This window comes from Roseibium sp. AWQ4_254 (assembly GCF_056161025.1).
Genome location: NZ_JBSWYH010000009.1, coordinates 75,551 through 90,957 on the forward strand (window position 1 = coordinate 75,551; position 15,407 = coordinate 90,957).

A 15,407-nucleotide genomic window follows, 5' to 3' on the forward strand; every position below is an offset into this window, starting at 1 on the left:
CTACAGGCCGTCGGATTTGCCTTCCGCCGTTTGAAACCGGAGATTTCAACGCCAAAGCAAACCTGATTGAGCTTGAACCAAACGCGCCCGCTTCAAGACCAAGGCAGAGACCCATGGCATCCGTCCGACCGATCAGCCGCAGTGGCTGGTCGGACCGCAAGGCTCCAGAGCTGTCCGATTTCGAGGAGATGGCAAGCGAAGTGCTGTCCGGCCTGCCGGATGATGTGCTTCTGCGCTGTGGCCATATCCAGGTTAGCCTGGCCGACTATGCGCCGGATGATGTTCTGGATGCCCTGTCCATCGAAGATCCGCACGATCTGTTGGGTCTGTTTGAAGGCCAGGGATTGGCCCAGGGCGGTGATGCGCAGTTTACCGGCCAGATGCCCAACCGCATCTGGCTGTTCCGCAGGCCCATTCTGGATTATTGGGCGGCCATGGACGAATCCCTGGGGGATGTGGTTGCCCATGTGCTGATCCATGAGATCGGCCATCACTTCGGACTGTCCGATCAGGACATGGAGCGCATTGAGGCCGCTGCGGATCTTTAAGGCGCACCGCGTTTTTTCAAGATCAATCTCTTTTTCCGTTTGCGTTGAAATCTCTGAATTCAGGGCGCGATAGAAAATCCGATTGAACGCGATGTGCTTTGAAGATCCGCACCGGCCCCGGATCCTGGATCAAGGCTGAGGGGCTGTCCCCCCAGCTTTATTCGGCAGCTTCCGTCCGGGCGCGCTCGATGGACTCAACGATCAGCTTCTTGGCTGCTTCCACGCCTTCCACACCGGTCACTTTTACCCATTTGCCGGGCTCCAGATCCTTGTAATGCTCGAAGAAGTGCTTAACCTGATCAACTGTGATCTGCGGCAGGTCGGTGATGTCCTGGACATGCTCGTAGCGTTTGGTCAGCTTGTTGCCGGGCACGGCGATGATTTTCTCGTCCTGGCCTGACTCGTCTTCCATCATCAGAACGCCAATCGGGCGGCAGGACATGATCGCGCCCGGAACGATGGGCCTCTGGTTCACGACCACAACGTCGATCGGGTCGCCATCGCCGCACAGCGTATGGGGCACGAAGCCGTAATTTCCGGGGTAGCGCATCGGCGTATAGAGGAAGCGGTCGACATACATTGCGCCTGCCTCCTTATCCATCTCGTATTTGATCGGCTCGCCGCCGACAGACACTTCTATGATGACGTTGATGTCTTCCGGGGGATTCTTGCCAATCGGCACCGCGTCGATACGCATCGCATAGCTCCTGTTGAATGTTGCTGCGTCTATCGCAATCCCGCCGGAGAAGTTCAAGCCCCAAATTTTGCATTGCACCTAATGGCGGAGAGGTGGACGCTGCGGATTTGATGGGATGCGGGCGCGGAACGCAGGTTGCCGGGTTGGGCTGATCGGGGGAGGCGTGCCGGGCAGGCTCACGTCAGGCCGGTTCCGGCGGGCCAGCAATAGATGGAAAGTTCCAGCCGGCGGCCGCCAAGCCGGTGCCAGGACTTGGCCATGCGCTTGCCGCCAAGGGCGCGGTAGAAGTTGCGCGCAGGTTCATTGTCGCTCAGAACCTGTACGGCAAGGCCCGGCATGTTGCGGGCCTTGAGCGTGGTGCGGACCCGGCCAAACAGGGTGCGGCCGAAGCCGAGCCCCTGATATTCCGGCTTCAGGTACAATTCGTAGATCTCGCCTTCCATGGACGTGCCGCTGAGGCGGCAGGGGCCGAATGTGGCATATCCGGCTGGCGTGTCGGCCACGCTGAGCATCATGATGTCGACGCCCCGGGTCAGGGCGCCGCGCCACCAGCCTGTTCCCCTGCGGGACACCATCTTTTGCAGGTCGACGCCATTCAGCACGCCCCGATAGGCTCCGAGCCAGGCTTCGTTGTGAATGCCGGCAAGCGCTTCGCAATCGGCGGCTCTGGCCGCCCGAAGATCGATCAGGTCCGTGGTCATGACACAAAAAAGGATACAACATGTCTGTCATCTGGAAAGAGGGAATCGGGGCGCGCGCGGAAAAAAACGTCCAGCGTCAGGTTCAATAAATTGCCGTTAGGGCAGGCAAGGTGGTCTCGGACGGGGTGGCGGTAAGGCGTGAAGGTTCTGGAAGGGGCGCGGGGCGCGGCCTGGGCAGGGCTTTGGAGCGGCTGCTGACGGACGGTTGCGTGTGCAAGCAACAGAAGGCTGAAACATCGGAAAAATAGGAAAAGGGCCGGCTTTTTGGCCGGCCCTTCAGTTGCCCTGATGTTTGACTCATTAAATCTGGTAGACCTTTAAGGACCCCGGGGGGCTGGGGGGCTAATGCATTCCGCGATCCTTATCGGTCTCACCCATCAGGGTATGATTGGAATATGGGAGTTCAAAATGGCTGGCCAAGGGCTGGATTGCGGCGAAATCATGAAATTTTGTTCATTCTTTCTGGGCAAGCTTGAAAGCGTTGCGTCAACCGGAAAACGTGCAACACTTGCCTTGTCAGAACTGCGGATTTTCTAAGCCGGAAAAATGTTTCTCCTGTCCCGGACTTGCCATTTCCTTCAAAGGAGACGCATCATGCAGACAGCGCGGTGCTGCTCAATGGCGGTCTGACAGGATTTTGAGCGTGCTGCGTGCGCTGCCCGGGCATCCGTCCCATGGCGTGGCAGGCGCGACAACAGATTGGAGGTGGAATGAGCGAAGCCGATGACAGCGCGTCCCAGCGCGGTGCGGTCCATACGCCGCAGCCGCACAGCCAAACGGCCTTGCCTTCCAGACCCGTCGTTTCCTTCAACCGGCGAGAACTTGATACGATCCTGCGGCTTTATGGCCGCATGGTTGCTGATGGGGAGTGGCGGGACTACGCCATTGACCTTCTGAAGGATCGGGCGGTGTTCTCCGTGTTCCGGCGCTCTTCGGAAATGCCGCTCTACCGCATCGAGAAAGACCCGAAACTGGCCCGGCGCCAGGGTGCCTATTGTGTGGTCGCCGCCGGGGGCATGATCCTGAAGCGCGGCCATGATCTGAGCCAGGTGCTGCGGGTGCTGGAGAAAAAGAAGCACCTTCGCGTCGTCGATGCCTGACCAGAGTGTGCCGGGCCGAGCCGAGGCCACTCTGTTTTTGCGTTTGGGTTGAAGTCTGTGGTTTCAGGCGGCGCAAAACAATCCCGATGAAACGCGACGCGCTTAGTGCGAAAAGTCTGCACCATTTGATGCTGTAAAGCAGATCTTTCGGCAAGGCGCTTCGCGCAGCGCTGCCGATGGGCTGCTTTCCAGCACCCGAGGGGCGGTCTGCTTTGCCTGCTGACATCGTTGGATCGAACTTGTGGTATAAAGCATGGAAGGAGCTTTTGGCTCTTCATTTCCCTTGCACCGGCGTTCCGCGCTCCCTCATCTTGAAGAGGGCCTATGGACCGTCTCGAAAGATGGGCCGCAGAAACGGAACAAGGAGCCCGGCCTTTGAGGCAGGCTTGCGGCCGTCCTCTGGATGGGGATCGGTGTATGGCAGGCGTTGGAAAGGACCTCATTCCGTTTCATTCGGCACCGGCTTGATCGGGGACCCACGCACTCTTCCTGGATGAGGCTGTGGCTTGCAGTCCACATTGCCGTCATTGGTACAAGCGGTTGAACTACAGCGCTGCTGGACAACAAAAAAGCCCGGCGGGGAGCCGGGCTTTTCGCGTCTGGATGATATTTGCGCTGATCAGTCGCGGTTTCCGAACAGCTGCAGTAGCATCAGGAACATGTTGATGAAGTCCAGATAGAGGCGCAGGGCGCCCATGACCGACTTCTTGGTGGCGACTTCGCCGCTGTCACCTTCGTAATACATCTCCTTGATCTGCTGAGTGTCATAGGCGGTCAGGCCGGCAAACACGAGCACGCCTATCACGGACACGGCGAATTGCAGGGCGGAAGACGCCAGGAAGATGTTCACGATCGAGGCGATTACAATGCCGATCAGGCCCATGAACAGGAACGAGCCCCAGCCTGACAGGTCCTTCTTCGTGGTGTAACCGAAGAGGCTAAGGGCGCCGAACGCGGCCGCGGTGATGAAGAAGACGCGTGCAATCGATCCGCCGGTATAGACCAGAAAGATCGAGGACAGGGACACGCCCATCAAAGCCGAATAGATGAGGAACATCGTACGGGCGGAAGACGCGCTCATGGACTGAATGCGGAACGAGAGCCACATCACCATTCCGAGCGGGGCGAGCATCACGACCCATTTCAGCGGGCTGCCATAAAGGGCAACGCCGAGCTGTGTCAGCATCTGGCCATTGCCAAGAGCGGCGGCTGCGGCGTTCTGATCGTTTGTTGTTGCCAGCATCATGGTGGCAAGAGCAAAGAAACCGGTCAGCGCCAGGCCAAAGGTCATATAGTTGTAAACGCCCAGCATATAGGCGCGCAGGCCCTGATCGATGCCGGCCTCGGCGCGCGAGCCGGCAACGGTGTAGGCGCCTTGAGATTGACGGTCAAAGGTCGACATGGTTGTGTGAATCCCCTTCTAGAACGATTAGTGCACGCACCATTACATGCAACACAACTCTCTCAACATATGGGAAAATATGGCTGGAATCACAAGATCAGATTTCCGAAAAAATCGATATCTTTCTGCTCCCGGCCGCATTTCAGGTCCCTATACTTAAGATATCGCGACTATTTCATCGCTTTCAGGCGCGAGGCGATCTGCCGGTCACAGTCGCCGCCCGGGTTGCGGACGATCTCTTCGGAGGCAAAATCGAGGATTTCCCGTTCCTTGTCACGCATCTGCTCCACGGTCACACCTGGCTTGAACCACTGCAGTACCGCATAGTCTCCCCCCGCATCGGTCAGGAAGGCCAGTGGTTTGCCGCCTTCGGTAATGCCCATACGGCCGACCCGCACTTCCTCTATGGCTACGTCGCGGGCCTTGCCGTCAATCGTGATCTTGCTTTTGCCGACATTCAGTTTCTTGAGTGTGGAGCCGCTGGTGCCGACCCAGTTGCCAAAAAAACGCTTGCCCTTTTTCTCCACCGACAGGCACGAATTGATGAAATTGGGAATCGACAGGCGCACCGCAGAGACTTCCACCGGATCCTTGCCCTTTGGCGCAAGCGTGTATTTCATGGCGTTGTCGCCGGTCCGGTACACGCGGATGCCGACGGGCGTATAGCCGGAGTCGCCGATGGTCCGGCTGAAAAAGTCAAACTGGTTGGCATCATTGGTGCCCGCGCGCCGGTACAGCCAGCGCTTCGGCAGGCCGTCTTCAAACACCAGCCAGTCGCTGACCACAAGGCCGCGCGGCCCTTCCGGGGTGTTCAGCTGCCATACGCCGGTGTGAAAGGGGCTTTCCGCAAGAGCGGGTGCTGTTGTTGAAAACAGAGCGGCCGCAGCTGTCAGCACGCCTGCCGTAGCGAATTTCAAAATGGATTTGCCCGTAACTTCAAACATCGAAAGTGCCCTTCTTCTTTCATCCCCGACCTTCTTCGGATAGCCAAGAATAGAAGTTGACGCAAGGTAATATTGCCGGAAGTTCTCCTGTGCCTTTAAGCATGTCCCTTGTTGGCGGGCGTGCCTTGGGGCGTGTCTTGGGGCTTTTCTGGGCGGCGAGCCGGAGGAAGCGGGCTTCGGGCCGTGATCTAGAGATTCCGCAGGACCGGCGCCGGCTTCTCCCCCAGAATGCGCCAGGTGCCGATCAGGCCGAAGCCAACGGTCAGTACCAAGGCCACCAGGGCGGCGCCAGCGGCGGTGACCGGCAGAAGCACGAACTCCCCGTCCATGATCCGGGTGATCACGAACCAGGCGGCGGCAGCACCGGCAACCAGCGCGAAGAGGGCGGTGGTCAGGCCTAGGATCGCATATTCCAGGCCATAGGCCAGGATCAGGCGGGGCCGTGTGGCGCCAAGGGTTTTCAGGATGACCGCATCATAGATCCGGCTGCGGTGACCTGCCGCCAGCGCTCCGGCCAGCACCAGAATGCTGGCAATCAGCGTGATCGAGCTGGCTCCGCGAATGGCCCAGGCCAGCTGGGCGACCAGATCGTTGACCTGGGCAAGGGCGTCTTTCACCCGCACAGCCGTCACGGTTGGAAAGGCATTCGAGACGGTTTTCAAGAGCGCCAGCTCCTGGGCCTCCGGCACATCCTGGTCCCAGCCGAGGGTCATCAGATGGGCGTGGGGCGCTCCGGCAAAGGTGTTGGGGGAGAACACCATCACAAAATTGATGGACAGGGACTGCCATTCCACGTCCCGCAAGTTGGCGATTTTGGCTGTGATCTTGCGGCCGAGCACGTTCACGGTCACCATGTCGCCGATCTTCAGGCCAAGATCGGTGGCCGCTTCCGCGTCAAAGGAGAGCAGAGGCTCCCCGGAATAGTCCTGCGGCCACCAATTGCCTGCGGCCAGTTTGGAGTTTTTCGGCAGTGTGGCCTCGTAGGTGATGCCCCGGTCGCCGCGCAGCACCCAGTCGGATCCTTCCCGGGCGGGCTTGAAGTCGCTGGAGGGAATGCCGTTCAGGCTGACGATCCGCCCGCGCAGCATGGGCACGCTCTGGATCTGCGCGCCGGGGGCCTCCTGTTTCAGGAGTGCTTCAAATGCGTCCCGTTCATGGCTCTGGATGTCGACGAAGAAAAAGCTGGGCGCCCGCTCGGCCATGGTGGCGGTCAATTCCCGCCGCAGATTGCCGTCAATCAGGGCAAGCGCCACCAGCAGCGACAGGCCAAGGCCAAGCGACAGCACCACGGAGGGGGTCAGCGCACCGGGGCGGTGAATGTTGGCAATGGCCAGCCGTAATTCGGTCGAGCGTACGGAGGGCAGGCGCCGTGCGGCCACCATGATGACCCGGGCCACGGTGACCAGCAGGACAAAGGCGCCTGCGGAGGCGGCGATATAGACCGTGGCAATGAAGCGGTCATGGGACAGCAGAACGGCAATGCCTGCCAGAAGCAGAACGGTGACGGCGGTGGCGGCCAGATAGCGCTTGCGCGGCCATTTCGCTCCGCCGGTCACGATGTCCCGGAAGAGGGCTGTGGGTGGAACGTCATGGGCCCGGCCCAGCGGCCAGAGCGCAAAGGCGAGCGCGGTCAGGAGGCCGTAGACAAGCCCGAGCCCCAGCTCCGCGGGATAGATGCCGGTGGCAAGCTGCACCGGCAGCACACTGGCAAGCGCAGCGCCTGCGACAAAGGGCAGAACAGCGCCCACTGCAAGGCCGATGACAATGCCGATCAGGGCAATCACCAGCATCTGCACGAGATAGATCTGGAAGACGAACCCGCCGGTGGCCCCGAGGCATTTGAAACTGGCGATCACCTCGCGTTTTGTGTCCAGATAGGCCCGGATTGCATTGGCAACGCCAACGCCGCCGACCACCAGGGCGGTCAGCCCCACAAGCGTGAGAAACTGGGCAAAGCGGCCGATGCTGCGCTGCAGCCCGGGCGAGGCATTGGCCCGGGAGCGGATGCGCCAGCCCGCATCCGGTTCTGCAGCCTTGGCGCTGGCAATCAGAGCATCCAGATCCTGAAGGTCCGGGGCAGGGGACATGCGGATCCGGTAGTGCCAGCGCACCAGGCTGCCGGGCTGAACCAGACCCGTATCGCCAATCGCGCTGTCGGAAATCATCAGGCGCGGGCCGAATTCCATGCCGCTGGCCAGTTTGTCCGGTTCCTTGCCAATCACATCGGTGATGCGCACGGTGGTGCGCCCAAGGGACAGGGTGTCGCCCACCGACAGATCCAGACGGGCCAGAAGGGCCTGATCGGCCACAGCCCCCCACATGCCCTCCCGCTTTGCCAGCGCCTGATCCAGCTTTTGTCCGGATACAAGATCCAGCGTGCCATAAAGCGGATAGGCATTGTCGACGGCCTTCAATTCCACCAGTGCCTGATCGCTCCCGTCCTGTCGCCGTGCCATGGCCCGAAGCGTTGCCACGCGGGACACGCTGCCAAGCGTGTCCAGAAAGGCGGTTTCTGTGGCACTGGCTTCCCGCAGGCTCAGCGAAAAGGCAAGATCCCCGCCGAGGATGGCCTGTCCCTCATTGGCGATGCCATTGGTCAGGGCGCGGGACAAGGAGGTCACCCCGGCAATGGCGGCAACGCCAAGGGCAATGCAGGCGATGAAGATGTAAAAGCCTTTCAGGCCGCCGCGCAGTTCGCGCAAGGCAAAGCGGGCAGCAAGTGGAAAGCTCTGCCTGCCCTCTTGAAGGATCCCCGGCACGAAGCTGCTCATGCTGACACCTCTTGTGGTGCGCTTTGCCGGGGGCTACCCGCTTCTTCGATCTGGCCGGAGCGAACCCGGATCGTCCGGTCGCATTTTTCCGCAAGGTTCGGGTCATGGGTCACGAGAACCAGGGTCGTGCCCCGCTCCTGGCGGGCCTTGAACATCAGGTCGACAATCTGGTTGCCGGTGCTCTCGTCCAGATTTCCCGTCGGCTCATCCGCAATCAGGATTTCCGGCTCCACCACGAGCGCGCGCGCAACGGCAACCCGCTGCTGTTCGCCACCGGACATCTGGGCCGGATAGTGATGCAGCCGGTGGCCGAGGCCGACTGCGTCCAGCTCCGCTTCCGCCTTCTTGAAGGCCGATGCATCGCCTGCCAGCTCCAGGGGGACGGCGACATTTTCCAGAGCGGTCATGTTGGGAACCAGATGGAACGACTGGAAGATGATGCCCACATTGCGGCCTCGGAACTGGGCCAGCTGATCTTCCGAGAGCGGGCCGAGATCCGACCCGGCCACCTTCACGCTGCCCCTGTCGGCTCGTTCAAGACCGGCCATGACCATGAGAAGCGTTGACTTGCCGGACCCGGACGGGCCGACCAGTCCGGCGGAGGCTCCTTTTTCGATGTCCAGATCAATCCCTTTGAGAATATGGACCCGGCCGGCGCCTTCACCGAGGGTCAAATGCACATTTTTCAGGGAAATCGCTGGAGAGTTTGTCATACTATGGCCTTTACAAGGGGCGGTGCTGGCGTTTTTCCTTGAAAGAACCACCCTCGACATCCGGACGCTCTGCGACCATATGGGCTTCAGGCGATTGATCTTCCAGTCCTGAAAGAGTCTTTACGTGACACGACTATATGCCATCTGTTGTTTCCTTTTTATTTTCGTGAGCACCGCACCGGTCCGGGCTGCGGATCTGACCCTTGTGGTGCTGGGCGACAGCTTGTCGGCCGGGTATCAACTGGCACCCGGTGACGGGTTTCCCGAACAGCTGCAAAAAGCGCTGGAGGCCCGGGGCCAGCCGGTGGAAGTAATCAATGCAGGTGTCTCCGGCGATACGACGTCCGGCGGGCTGTCCCGGCTTGACTGGTCGGTGGGGGAGGGGGTTGATGCGGTGATTGTGGAGCTGGGAGCCAATGACGCTCTGCGCGGCATTGCCCCGGCGCTCACACGGCGGAATCTGGAGGAAATCACCAGCCGCCTCAGGGCGCGCGGCATAGAAGTGCTGCTGGCCGGGATGCTGGCCCCCCGCAATCTGGGCGAGAAGTATGCGAAAGAGTTCGATCCGATCTATGCGGATCTGGCCAAGGCCCATGGGGCACTGCTCTATCCTTTCTTTCTGGAAGGGGTTGCGCTCAATCCCGATCTTAATCTATCCGACGGAATGCATCCCAATGCCGATGGCGTTGCGGTCATCGTTGAGAACATCCTGCCGAAAGTGGAAGAGCTTTTGGCAAAAGCCCAGTCTTCTTGAGGCGCAGCGCGCAGCCCTCTCTCCCCGGCTTGCGCCGCGCCGCCACTCAGATTTTTGAAGGGAAATCCGATGGAACAGCGTCCTCTTGGCCGCACCGATATAAAGGTGAGTGCCCTTTGCCTTGGAACCATGACATTCGGCGAACAGAACACGGAAGCCGAAGGCCATGCCCAGATGGACTATGCCCTTGAGAAGGGTATCAATTTCTTCGATGCGGCAGAACTTTACCCGATCCCGCCGAACAGGGAGACCCAGGGGCGGACGGAGCGCATCATCGGCAGCTGGTTTCAAAAAACCGGCCATCGGGACAAGGTCGTCATGGCGACCAAGGTGGTTGGCCGCACCGTCATGGACTGGTTCCGGGAAAATGGTGAAACCGGTGAGCTGAGTCGCAAGCAGATTGAATTTGCGGTCGATCGGAGCCTGCGCAATCTCCAGACCGACTATATCGACCTCTACCAGATCCATTGGCCGGACCGGACTGTTTCGGGCTTTGGGTCCAATCCGTCGCGCTGGCAGGACGTGGAGCCGGTGGAGAATGAAAACAGCATCCAGTCGACGCTGGAAGTCCTGGGAGATTTGGTGAAGGCAGGCAAGATCCGCCATGTGGGCCTGTCCAACGAAAGCGCCTGGGGAACCATGCGTTTTGTCACCGCGTCAGAGCAGTCCAATGTGCCCCGGGTTGTCTCCATCCAGAACGCCTATTCCCTGATCAACCGGACCTTTGAAACGGCGCTTGCGGAGGTGGCCCATCGTGAGGGGGTCGGCCTTCTTGCCTATTCTGCGCTGGCGCAAGGCTATCTGACTGGGAAATACCGGAACGGTGCCCTTCCGGCAGGGGCCCGCAAAACCCTCTACAACCGGCTGCAGCGCTATGAGCAGGCCGGCTCAAGTGAGGCGGTGGAGGCCTATTTTGCGCTTGCGAAAGATGCGGGTCTTGATCCGGCGCAGATGGCCATTGCATTTGCCATGTCGCGCAGCTTCATGACCTCCGTGATCCTGGGCGCCACGCGGATGGACCAGTTGGAAACGGATATTGCTGCCGCTGATCTGACCTTGAGCGCCGATGTTCTGGAAAAGATCGACGCGCTGCACCAGGAATTCGGCAATACGGCGCCGTAACCTCTCCCGCCGGGGTGGTCTGCGCCCCGGCTATTGGGGAAATTGACGAGACCGGGCCTGCTAACAATCTGTCCTGTAAGGCCTTTTAAGAGAATCAATTGCCGCTTTTCAGGTGGACCTGGGGCAAATCCCACCCGCATGGCCCGTCTCTGCAGTGCAAAATCGGTTACAGAGGCAACAACTTAGAATTTTGTCTTGCGATTTTCATGAAGTTGATTCCTCATGGCTTTTGTCAGCGATTGCGGAGGGAGACCCCATGCCGCGCCTTTTTACAGGCCTCGAGATCCCGTCTCAGACCGGCCTCATGCTTTCGATGCTCAGGGGAGGCCTTCGGGGCGCCCGCTGGATCGATCCGGAAAACTATCATCTCACCTTGCGGTTCATCGGCGATATCGATGACCGGACAGCGGACGAAGTGGTTGCCGCCCTGGACCGGGTGCGCCGGGAGCCTGTTGAGATCCACCTGAACGGACTGGGCTCTTTCGGCAACGGCAAGCCCCACGCAGTCTGGGCGCGGGTGGAGCCAACATCTCAGCTTGCCGAGCTGCAGGCCGAGCAGGAGCGCATCCTGCAACGGCTGCATCTGCCCGCCGAGCGCCGGAAATACATTCCCCATGTCACGGTGGCCCGCTGTAAGACCTCCACCAATGAGGATGTGGCCAAGTGGCTGAGTGAGCGCGGTAATTTCCAGGCACCGCCCTTTATTGCCGGCCGGTTCGTGCTGTTTTCGGCAAAGTCGAGTGTTGGCGGCGGGCCCTATCTGGTGGAAGAGGCCTATCCGCTTGCGGCGTGAGCGGGCTGGCTCCTGGCAGCGGTGACCGGCGCGCCCAGCAGACCTTCGTAGACGGCCAGGGTGCGGGAGCACATTGTCTCAACGGAAAAATTCCGGCGCACATGGTCCAGCGCCCGGCCGGTCATAGCCTCCCTTTCCTCCGGGGCCTGGTCCAGCGCGTATTCGATGGCCTGTGCCAGGGCGGCGGCATCTGCGGGCGGCACCCGCCAGCCGGTACGCTCGGCCTCTGACGTTTCCGGCGGGGCGAGCACGGTTTCCGGCACGGCGCCGTGGTTGGACACAATCACCGGCACACTGGCAGCCTGCGCCTCAACAGCGGCGCGCCCGAAGGCTTCCGGTTCAATTGAGGCCACAACGGATAGATCCGCCAGGGCCAGGGCGGCCGGCACATCGGCGCAATGGCCCACAAGGCGCACCTGGTCCTGCAGGCCTTTGTCCGCAATCAGCTCCTTCAGGTCGGCCACATAGGCTTCCCGGCCCTGGGCATCGCCCGCGAGAATGGCGAGCGGCTCCTTGCGCCCGCTCTCCTTTAACAGCGCCATGGCCTCAATCAGAACCTTCTGGCCTTTCCAGCCAGTCAGGCGCGCCATATTCAAGATGATAGGCCGTCCCGCCGGTGCGCCCCAGCTGTCTTTCAAGGCCTGCTGGCGCAGGGCGCTGACGGTTTCCGGCGCAAGGCTTTTCAGGTCAGAGCCGCGCTGGATCACGGTGACCCGGCCTTTTGCCACCGGGTGCCGGTCCTCAATCAGGCTTGCAATGAAATGGGAATTGGCGATCACGGCATCGCCCCGGGCCATCACGGAGTTGTAGAAGGCTTTCAAGGCGTTCGACTGGTTATAGGTGCCGTGATAGGTGGTCACGAACGGGATTTTGGTGCGCCGGGCGGCCCAGAGCGAAGACCAGGCCGGAGCCCTGCTGCGGGCGTGGACAAGGCTGACCTTTCTACGCCCGATGATCTCCGACAGGGCGGCCGCGTTTTTCCAGAGAGTCAGCGGGTTCTTGGACTTCACCGGCAGGCTGAGATGTTCCGCGCCGCTTGCCTCCAGCTCCGGAACAAGCTGGCCGCCCTGGCTTGCGACCAGCGCCTTTCCGCCAGCCTCCACGATGGCTCTGGCCACATCGAGCGTTGTGCGTTCCGCCCCACCGGAGCTCAGGTCCGGGATCACCTGCAAGACGGTTGTTGAAGGCGGCAGTTGACTCACTTCACTTCTCCGGCGGGCTTTTCAAGCGGGGGTGACTGTGCCAAAGGCAGGGTGGACCAAAAAACATTGGAATGAGAGCCATAATATGGGTGGGCCGGAACCGCAATTCATTCAGGTGGGAAAAGACGGGGCTGAACGCCGGATTGCTGTTGATGTCAGAAAGGGGCAAGCGCCGGGTCTTTTCTGGCTTTCCGGGTTTAAATCGGACATGAGCGGCACCAAGGCGGAAGCGCTTGCCGAATATGGGTGCAGGCAAAACCGGGCCGTTGTCCGCTTTGACTATTCCGGCCACGGGAAGTCGGGTGGTGTGTTCGAAGAGGCCTGTGTTTCTGACTGGCTGGAAGACGCGCAAGCCGTGTTCGACCGGTTCTGCGCGCAGGAGACAATCCTGGTCGGATCGTCCATGGGCGGCTGGATTGCGCTGCTTCTGGCACTCAGCCGCAAGGAAACTCAGCGGATCAAGGGGCTTGTGCTGATTGCGCCTGCGGTTGATTTCACCGAAGAGTTGATGTGGAAACAGCGCTTTACCGATGGCCTCCGTGAGGAAATCCTGTCGAAAGGCGTTTGGGCGCAGCCGTCTGCCTATGACGATGAGCCCTATGTGATTACGCGCAAGCTGATCGAAGACGGCCGGACCCATCTGCTGTTTGGTCAGGCACTGCATCTGGGTGTGCCGGTGACCATCTTGCAAGGGGGCTGTGATCCGGATGTTCCCGCCACCCATGCTCAGCGGCTGATCGAAGCCCTGCCGCAGGACGATGTCACGTTCAGTCTTGTTCCCGATGGCGATCACCGGTTGTCCCGGCCACAGGACCTGGAGCTGCTGCTGCGGGCCGTTGCGGCACACACGGCCGGATGAGGTCTTTTTGAGGGGCGCCCGTCTCAAACCGGCAGTGTCTCCCGCCCCTCTTTTTGCACCTTGTACCAGGCCCAGAACAGCCGTGCGGCAATGGCGCGGTGGGGGGCCCAGGCTTCGGCGATGGTATCAACCTCTTTTGCTGCGGGGCGCCCGGGAAGGTTAAGCGCTGCGCCGACGGCAATCTGCAGGGCAAGATCCCCACTTGGAAAAATATCCGGATGCCCGGCGCAGAACAGCAGGAAAATATCGGCGCTCCAGCGCCCGATTCCCTTGATGGTACACAGGCGCGCATGGGCGTCTTCGGCCGGGCAGGTCGCAAGTCCTTCAAGATCCAGTCCCTGATGGCAGGCCTGTGCCACGGCGCGCAGCGTTTTGATTTTGGGGCGCGACAGGCCGGCTCCGGCAAGGTCTTCATCGGTGAGCCCGTTCAGGGCCTTGGCATCCAGGGGCTCTGCCAGAGCCTTGACCCGCTGGAAAATCGCTGAGGCGCTTGCGACCGAGACTTGTTGGGCGGTGACGATCTGCGCAAGCCCTTCAAAGTCGGCCGGCCGGCGGCGCAGGGGCAGGGGGCCTGCGATCCGCGCGATTTCTTTCAGGCGCAGGTCCTGGGCGATGAGCTTTTCAAGGCCTCGGGCAATATCGGCAGTGGATTGAATCGGCATCATGTCTGCTTGGTCTCAAAAATGTCGCTTCGCGCTGTTTGATTTCCGACTTCGTGCCAGCTTCCTGCTTGCGTCTAGGCGTGTTGAGGCGGGAATGCTAGGTAAAATTGGAGTTTCAGTCTGCACCGGGTCCGGCCCTTTTGATGACCACGCCTGTTTTTCGTTTTGCCCCGTCTCCCAATGGACATCTGCATCTTGGCCACGGGCTGTCGGCGCTGTTGAATGCGCGGGCAGCGGTCGCTCTCAAAGGCCGTTTTCTGGTGCGGGTGGAAGATATCGACCAGACCCGCTGCACGCCGGAGCTGGAAGCGGACATGTTTGAGGATCTGGCCTGGCTTGGGGTGCCGATAAAAGAGCCGGTGCTGCGGCAGTCGGAGGCCTTTCCCCGCTACCGGGATGCGCTGGAACGGCTGCAGGACATGGGGCTTGTTTATGCAGGCTTTCTCACACGGGCCGAAATCAAGCGGTTCGTGGCGGAGCAGGAGGCCAGCGGAACGCCCTGGCCGCGGGATCCGGATGGCGCGCCGCTTTATCCCGGCGATGCGGCGGTTTTGCCCCATCAGGAGCAGAAGGCACGGGCGGACAGCGAAGCACCCTTCACCCTTCGGCTCGACATGAAAAAGGCGCTGGCCCATATCGGCAAGGATCTTGTGTGGGAGGAATTCGGCGCTGAAGGCCCGGCCCTGTTCGATGCCCCCCGCAAGGTGCCGGTGCAGGCTGCTGCCTGGGGCGATGTGGTGCTTGCGCGCAAGGACACGCCAACCAGCTATCACCTTTCTGTTGTGCTTGATGATGCCTTTCAGGGTATCACCGATGTGTTGCGTGGGCAGGACCTTTTTCACGCCACCAGCGTGCACCGGGTTTTGCAGGATCTGCTCGGCCTACCAGTGCCAAAATACCGGCATCACCGGCTGATCACAGGGCCGGACGGGTGCAAACTCTCCAAGTCGAACCAGGACACAAGCCTGAGGACGCAGAGGGAGATCGGCCTGACCCATAAAGACCTGCGCCGTCGTCTTGGTCTGTGAGGGACCTTCTGCCAATCTCACCTGATAGCGCCCCCTCTGGCTGGTTTCGGAGGTCTTTCGGTGAGGCGCAGATCGCAGCGTGATACGGGCATTGGGCAAGGTCTGCTCCAG

General features: G+C 60.7%; 16 protein-coding genes. 8 read left to right on the top strand and 8 right to left on the bottom strand.

What is annotated here, in order from left to right; all coding sequences use genetic code 11:
* Window positions 1-113: 113 nt before the first annotated feature.
* On the top strand, window positions 114-548 hold the full coding sequence (locus ACXAIC_RS08800; RefSeq protein ID WP_475176015.1) for a metallopeptidase family protein: 435 nt from the start codon (window positions 114-116) through the stop codon (window positions 546-548).
* A 157-nt stretch (window positions 549-705) separates the two neighbouring features.
* Here ACXAIC_RS08800 and ppa read toward each other — a convergent pair whose 3' ends face one another.
* Both ppa and ACXAIC_RS08810 read right to left on the bottom strand, forming a co-directional pair.
* Window positions 706-1,245 (bottom strand): inorganic diphosphatase, encoded by a 540-nt coding sequence (gene ppa / locus ACXAIC_RS08805; RefSeq protein ID WP_475176018.1) that lies wholly within the window; start codon window positions 1,243-1,245, stop codon window positions 706-708.
* Between the two features lie 176 nt (window positions 1,246-1,421).
* On the bottom strand, window positions 1,422-1,946 hold the full coding sequence (locus ACXAIC_RS08810) for an N-acetyltransferase family protein (protein WP_475176023.1): 525 nt from the start codon (window positions 1,944-1,946) through the stop codon (window positions 1,422-1,424).
* Between the two features lie 345 nt (window positions 1,947-2,291).
* On the opposite strand from ACXAIC_RS08810, the gene ACXAIC_RS08815 reads away from it, so the two are divergent.
* Window positions 2,292-2,483, top strand: a complete 192-nt coding sequence (locus ACXAIC_RS08815; RefSeq protein ID WP_475176027.1) for a hypothetical protein — start codon at window positions 2,292-2,294, stop codon at window positions 2,481-2,483.
* A gap of 173 nt (window positions 2,484-2,656) precedes the next feature.
* Window positions 2,657-3,046 (top strand): DUF2794 domain-containing protein, encoded by a 390-nt coding sequence (locus ACXAIC_RS08820; protein WP_475176030.1) that lies wholly within the window; start codon window positions 2,657-2,659, stop codon window positions 3,044-3,046.
* Between the two features lie 619 nt (window positions 3,047-3,665).
* Here the strand turns inward: ACXAIC_RS08820 and ACXAIC_RS08825 are convergent.
* The 4 genes from ACXAIC_RS08825 to ACXAIC_RS08840 form a co-directional block, all read right to left on the bottom strand.
* Window positions 3,666-4,448 (bottom strand): Bax inhibitor-1/YccA family protein, encoded by a 783-nt coding sequence (locus ACXAIC_RS08825; RefSeq protein WP_475176034.1) that lies wholly within the window; start codon window positions 4,446-4,448, stop codon window positions 3,666-3,668.
* A 170-nt stretch (window positions 4,449-4,618) separates the two neighbouring features.
* Window positions 4,619-5,392 (bottom strand): hypothetical protein, encoded by a 774-nt coding sequence (locus ACXAIC_RS08830; protein ID WP_475176038.1) that lies wholly within the window; start codon window positions 5,390-5,392, stop codon window positions 4,619-4,621.
* A gap of 188 nt (window positions 5,393-5,580) precedes the next feature.
* Window positions 5,581-8,163, bottom strand: a complete 2,583-nt coding sequence (locus ACXAIC_RS08835; protein ID WP_475176042.1) for an ABC transporter permease — start codon at window positions 8,161-8,163, stop codon at window positions 5,581-5,583.
* Window positions 8,160-8,876: an ABC transporter ATP-binding protein gene (locus ACXAIC_RS08840; protein ID WP_475176047.1), complete on the bottom strand. Its 717-nt coding sequence runs from the start codon at window positions 8,874-8,876 to the stop codon at window positions 8,160-8,162. The genes ACXAIC_RS08835 and ACXAIC_RS08840 overlap by 4 nt, the downstream gene beginning before the upstream one ends.
* A 124-nt stretch (window positions 8,877-9,000) precedes the next feature.
* Here ACXAIC_RS08840 and ACXAIC_RS08845 point away from each other — a divergent pair, with 124 nt between their 5' ends.
* From ACXAIC_RS08845 to thpR, 3 genes are all read left to right on the top strand, one after another.
* Window positions 9,001-9,630, top strand: coding sequence for an arylesterase (locus ACXAIC_RS08845; protein WP_475176050.1), 630 nt, complete (start codon window positions 9,001-9,003; stop codon window positions 9,628-9,630).
* A gap of 69 nt (window positions 9,631-9,699) precedes the next feature.
* Window positions 9,700-10,752: an aldo/keto reductase gene (locus ACXAIC_RS08850; protein ID WP_475176055.1), complete on the top strand. Its 1,053-nt coding sequence runs from the start codon at window positions 9,700-9,702 to the stop codon at window positions 10,750-10,752.
* A gap of 256 nt (window positions 10,753-11,008) precedes the next feature.
* Window positions 11,009-11,545: an RNA 2',3'-cyclic phosphodiesterase gene (thpR, locus tag ACXAIC_RS08855; RefSeq protein ID WP_475176059.1), complete on the top strand. Its 537-nt coding sequence runs from the start codon at window positions 11,009-11,011 to the stop codon at window positions 11,543-11,545.
* Here thpR and ACXAIC_RS08860 read toward each other — a convergent pair.
* On the bottom strand, window positions 11,527-12,747 hold the full coding sequence (locus ACXAIC_RS08860) for a glycosyltransferase family 4 protein (RefSeq protein WP_475176061.1): 1,221 nt from the start codon (window positions 12,745-12,747) through the stop codon (window positions 11,527-11,529). The two genes, thpR and ACXAIC_RS08860, sit on opposite strands and share 19 nt — an antisense overlap.
* An 85-nt stretch (window positions 12,748-12,832) precedes the next feature.
* On the opposite strand from ACXAIC_RS08860, the gene ACXAIC_RS08865 reads away from it, so the two are divergent.
* Window positions 12,833-13,606 carry an alpha/beta hydrolase gene (locus ACXAIC_RS08865; RefSeq protein ID WP_475176063.1) on the top strand — a complete coding sequence of 258 codons (774 nt, stop codon included), beginning with the start codon at window positions 12,833-12,835 and terminating at the stop codon, window positions 13,604-13,606.
* Between the two features lie 23 nt (window positions 13,607-13,629).
* On the opposite strand, the gene ACXAIC_RS08870 is transcribed toward ACXAIC_RS08865, so the two are convergent.
* A complete protein-coding gene (locus ACXAIC_RS08870) occupies window positions 13,630-14,268 on the bottom strand; it encodes a DNA-3-methyladenine glycosylase family protein (protein WP_475176066.1) in 639 nt (212 codons plus the stop codon).
* Between the two features lie 143 nt (window positions 14,269-14,411).
* Here ACXAIC_RS08870 and gluQRS point away from each other — a divergent pair, with 143 nt between their 5' ends.
* A complete protein-coding gene (gene gluQRS / locus ACXAIC_RS08875) occupies window positions 14,412-15,296 on the top strand; it encodes a tRNA glutamyl-Q(34) synthetase GluQRS (RefSeq protein ID WP_475176070.1) in 885 nt (294 codons plus the stop codon).
* Window positions 15,297-15,407: the final 111 nt, after the last annotated feature.

Excerpts from the sequence above, each read along its gene's own strand:
- ACXAIC_RS08870 (WP_475176066.1), bottom strand. The coding sequence starts at position 14,268 with ATGCCGATTCAATCCACTGCCGATATTGCCCGAGGCCTTGAAAAGCTC.
- gluQRS (WP_475176070.1), top strand. The coding sequence starts at position 14,412 with ATGACCACGCCTGTTTTTCGTTTTGCCCCGTCTCCCAATGGACATCTG.
- ACXAIC_RS08820 (WP_475176030.1), top strand. The coding sequence starts at position 2,657 with ATGAGCGAAGCCGATGACAGCGCGTCCCAGCGCGGTGCGGTCCATACG.
- ACXAIC_RS08800 (WP_475176015.1), top strand. The coding sequence starts at position 114 with ATGGCATCCGTCCGACCGATCAGCCGCAGTGGCTGGTCGGACCGCAAG.
- ACXAIC_RS08825 (WP_475176034.1), bottom strand. The coding sequence starts at position 4,448 with ATGTCGACCTTTGACCGTCAATCTCAAGGCGCCTACACCGTTGCCGGC.
- ppa (WP_475176018.1), bottom strand. The coding sequence starts at position 1,245 with ATGCGTATCGACGCGGTGCCGATTGGCAAGAATCCCCCGGAAGACATC.
- ACXAIC_RS08835 (WP_475176042.1), bottom strand. The coding sequence starts at position 8,163 with ATGAGCAGCTTCGTGCCGGGGATCCTTCAAGAGGGCAGGCAGAGCTTT.
- ACXAIC_RS08810 (WP_475176023.1), bottom strand. The coding sequence starts at position 1,946 with ATGACCACGGACCTGATCGATCTTCGGGCGGCCAGAGCCGCCGATTGC.
- thpR (WP_475176059.1), top strand. The coding sequence starts at position 11,009 with ATGCCGCGCCTTTTTACAGGCCTCGAGATCCCGTCTCAGACCGGCCTC.
- ACXAIC_RS08830 (WP_475176038.1), bottom strand. The coding sequence starts at position 5,392 with ATGTTTGAAGTTACGGGCAAATCCATTTTGAAATTCGCTACGGCAGGC.
- ACXAIC_RS08815 (WP_475176027.1), top strand. The coding sequence starts at position 2,292 with ATGCATTCCGCGATCCTTATCGGTCTCACCCATCAGGGTATGATTGGA.
- ACXAIC_RS08865 (WP_475176063.1), top strand. The coding sequence starts at position 12,833 with ATGGGTGGGCCGGAACCGCAATTCATTCAGGTGGGAAAAGACGGGGCT.
- ACXAIC_RS08850 (WP_475176055.1), top strand. The coding sequence starts at position 9,700 with ATGGAACAGCGTCCTCTTGGCCGCACCGATATAAAGGTGAGTGCCCTT.
- ACXAIC_RS08840 (WP_475176047.1), bottom strand. The coding sequence starts at position 8,876 with ATGACAAACTCTCCAGCGATTTCCCTGAAAAATGTGCATTTGACCCTC.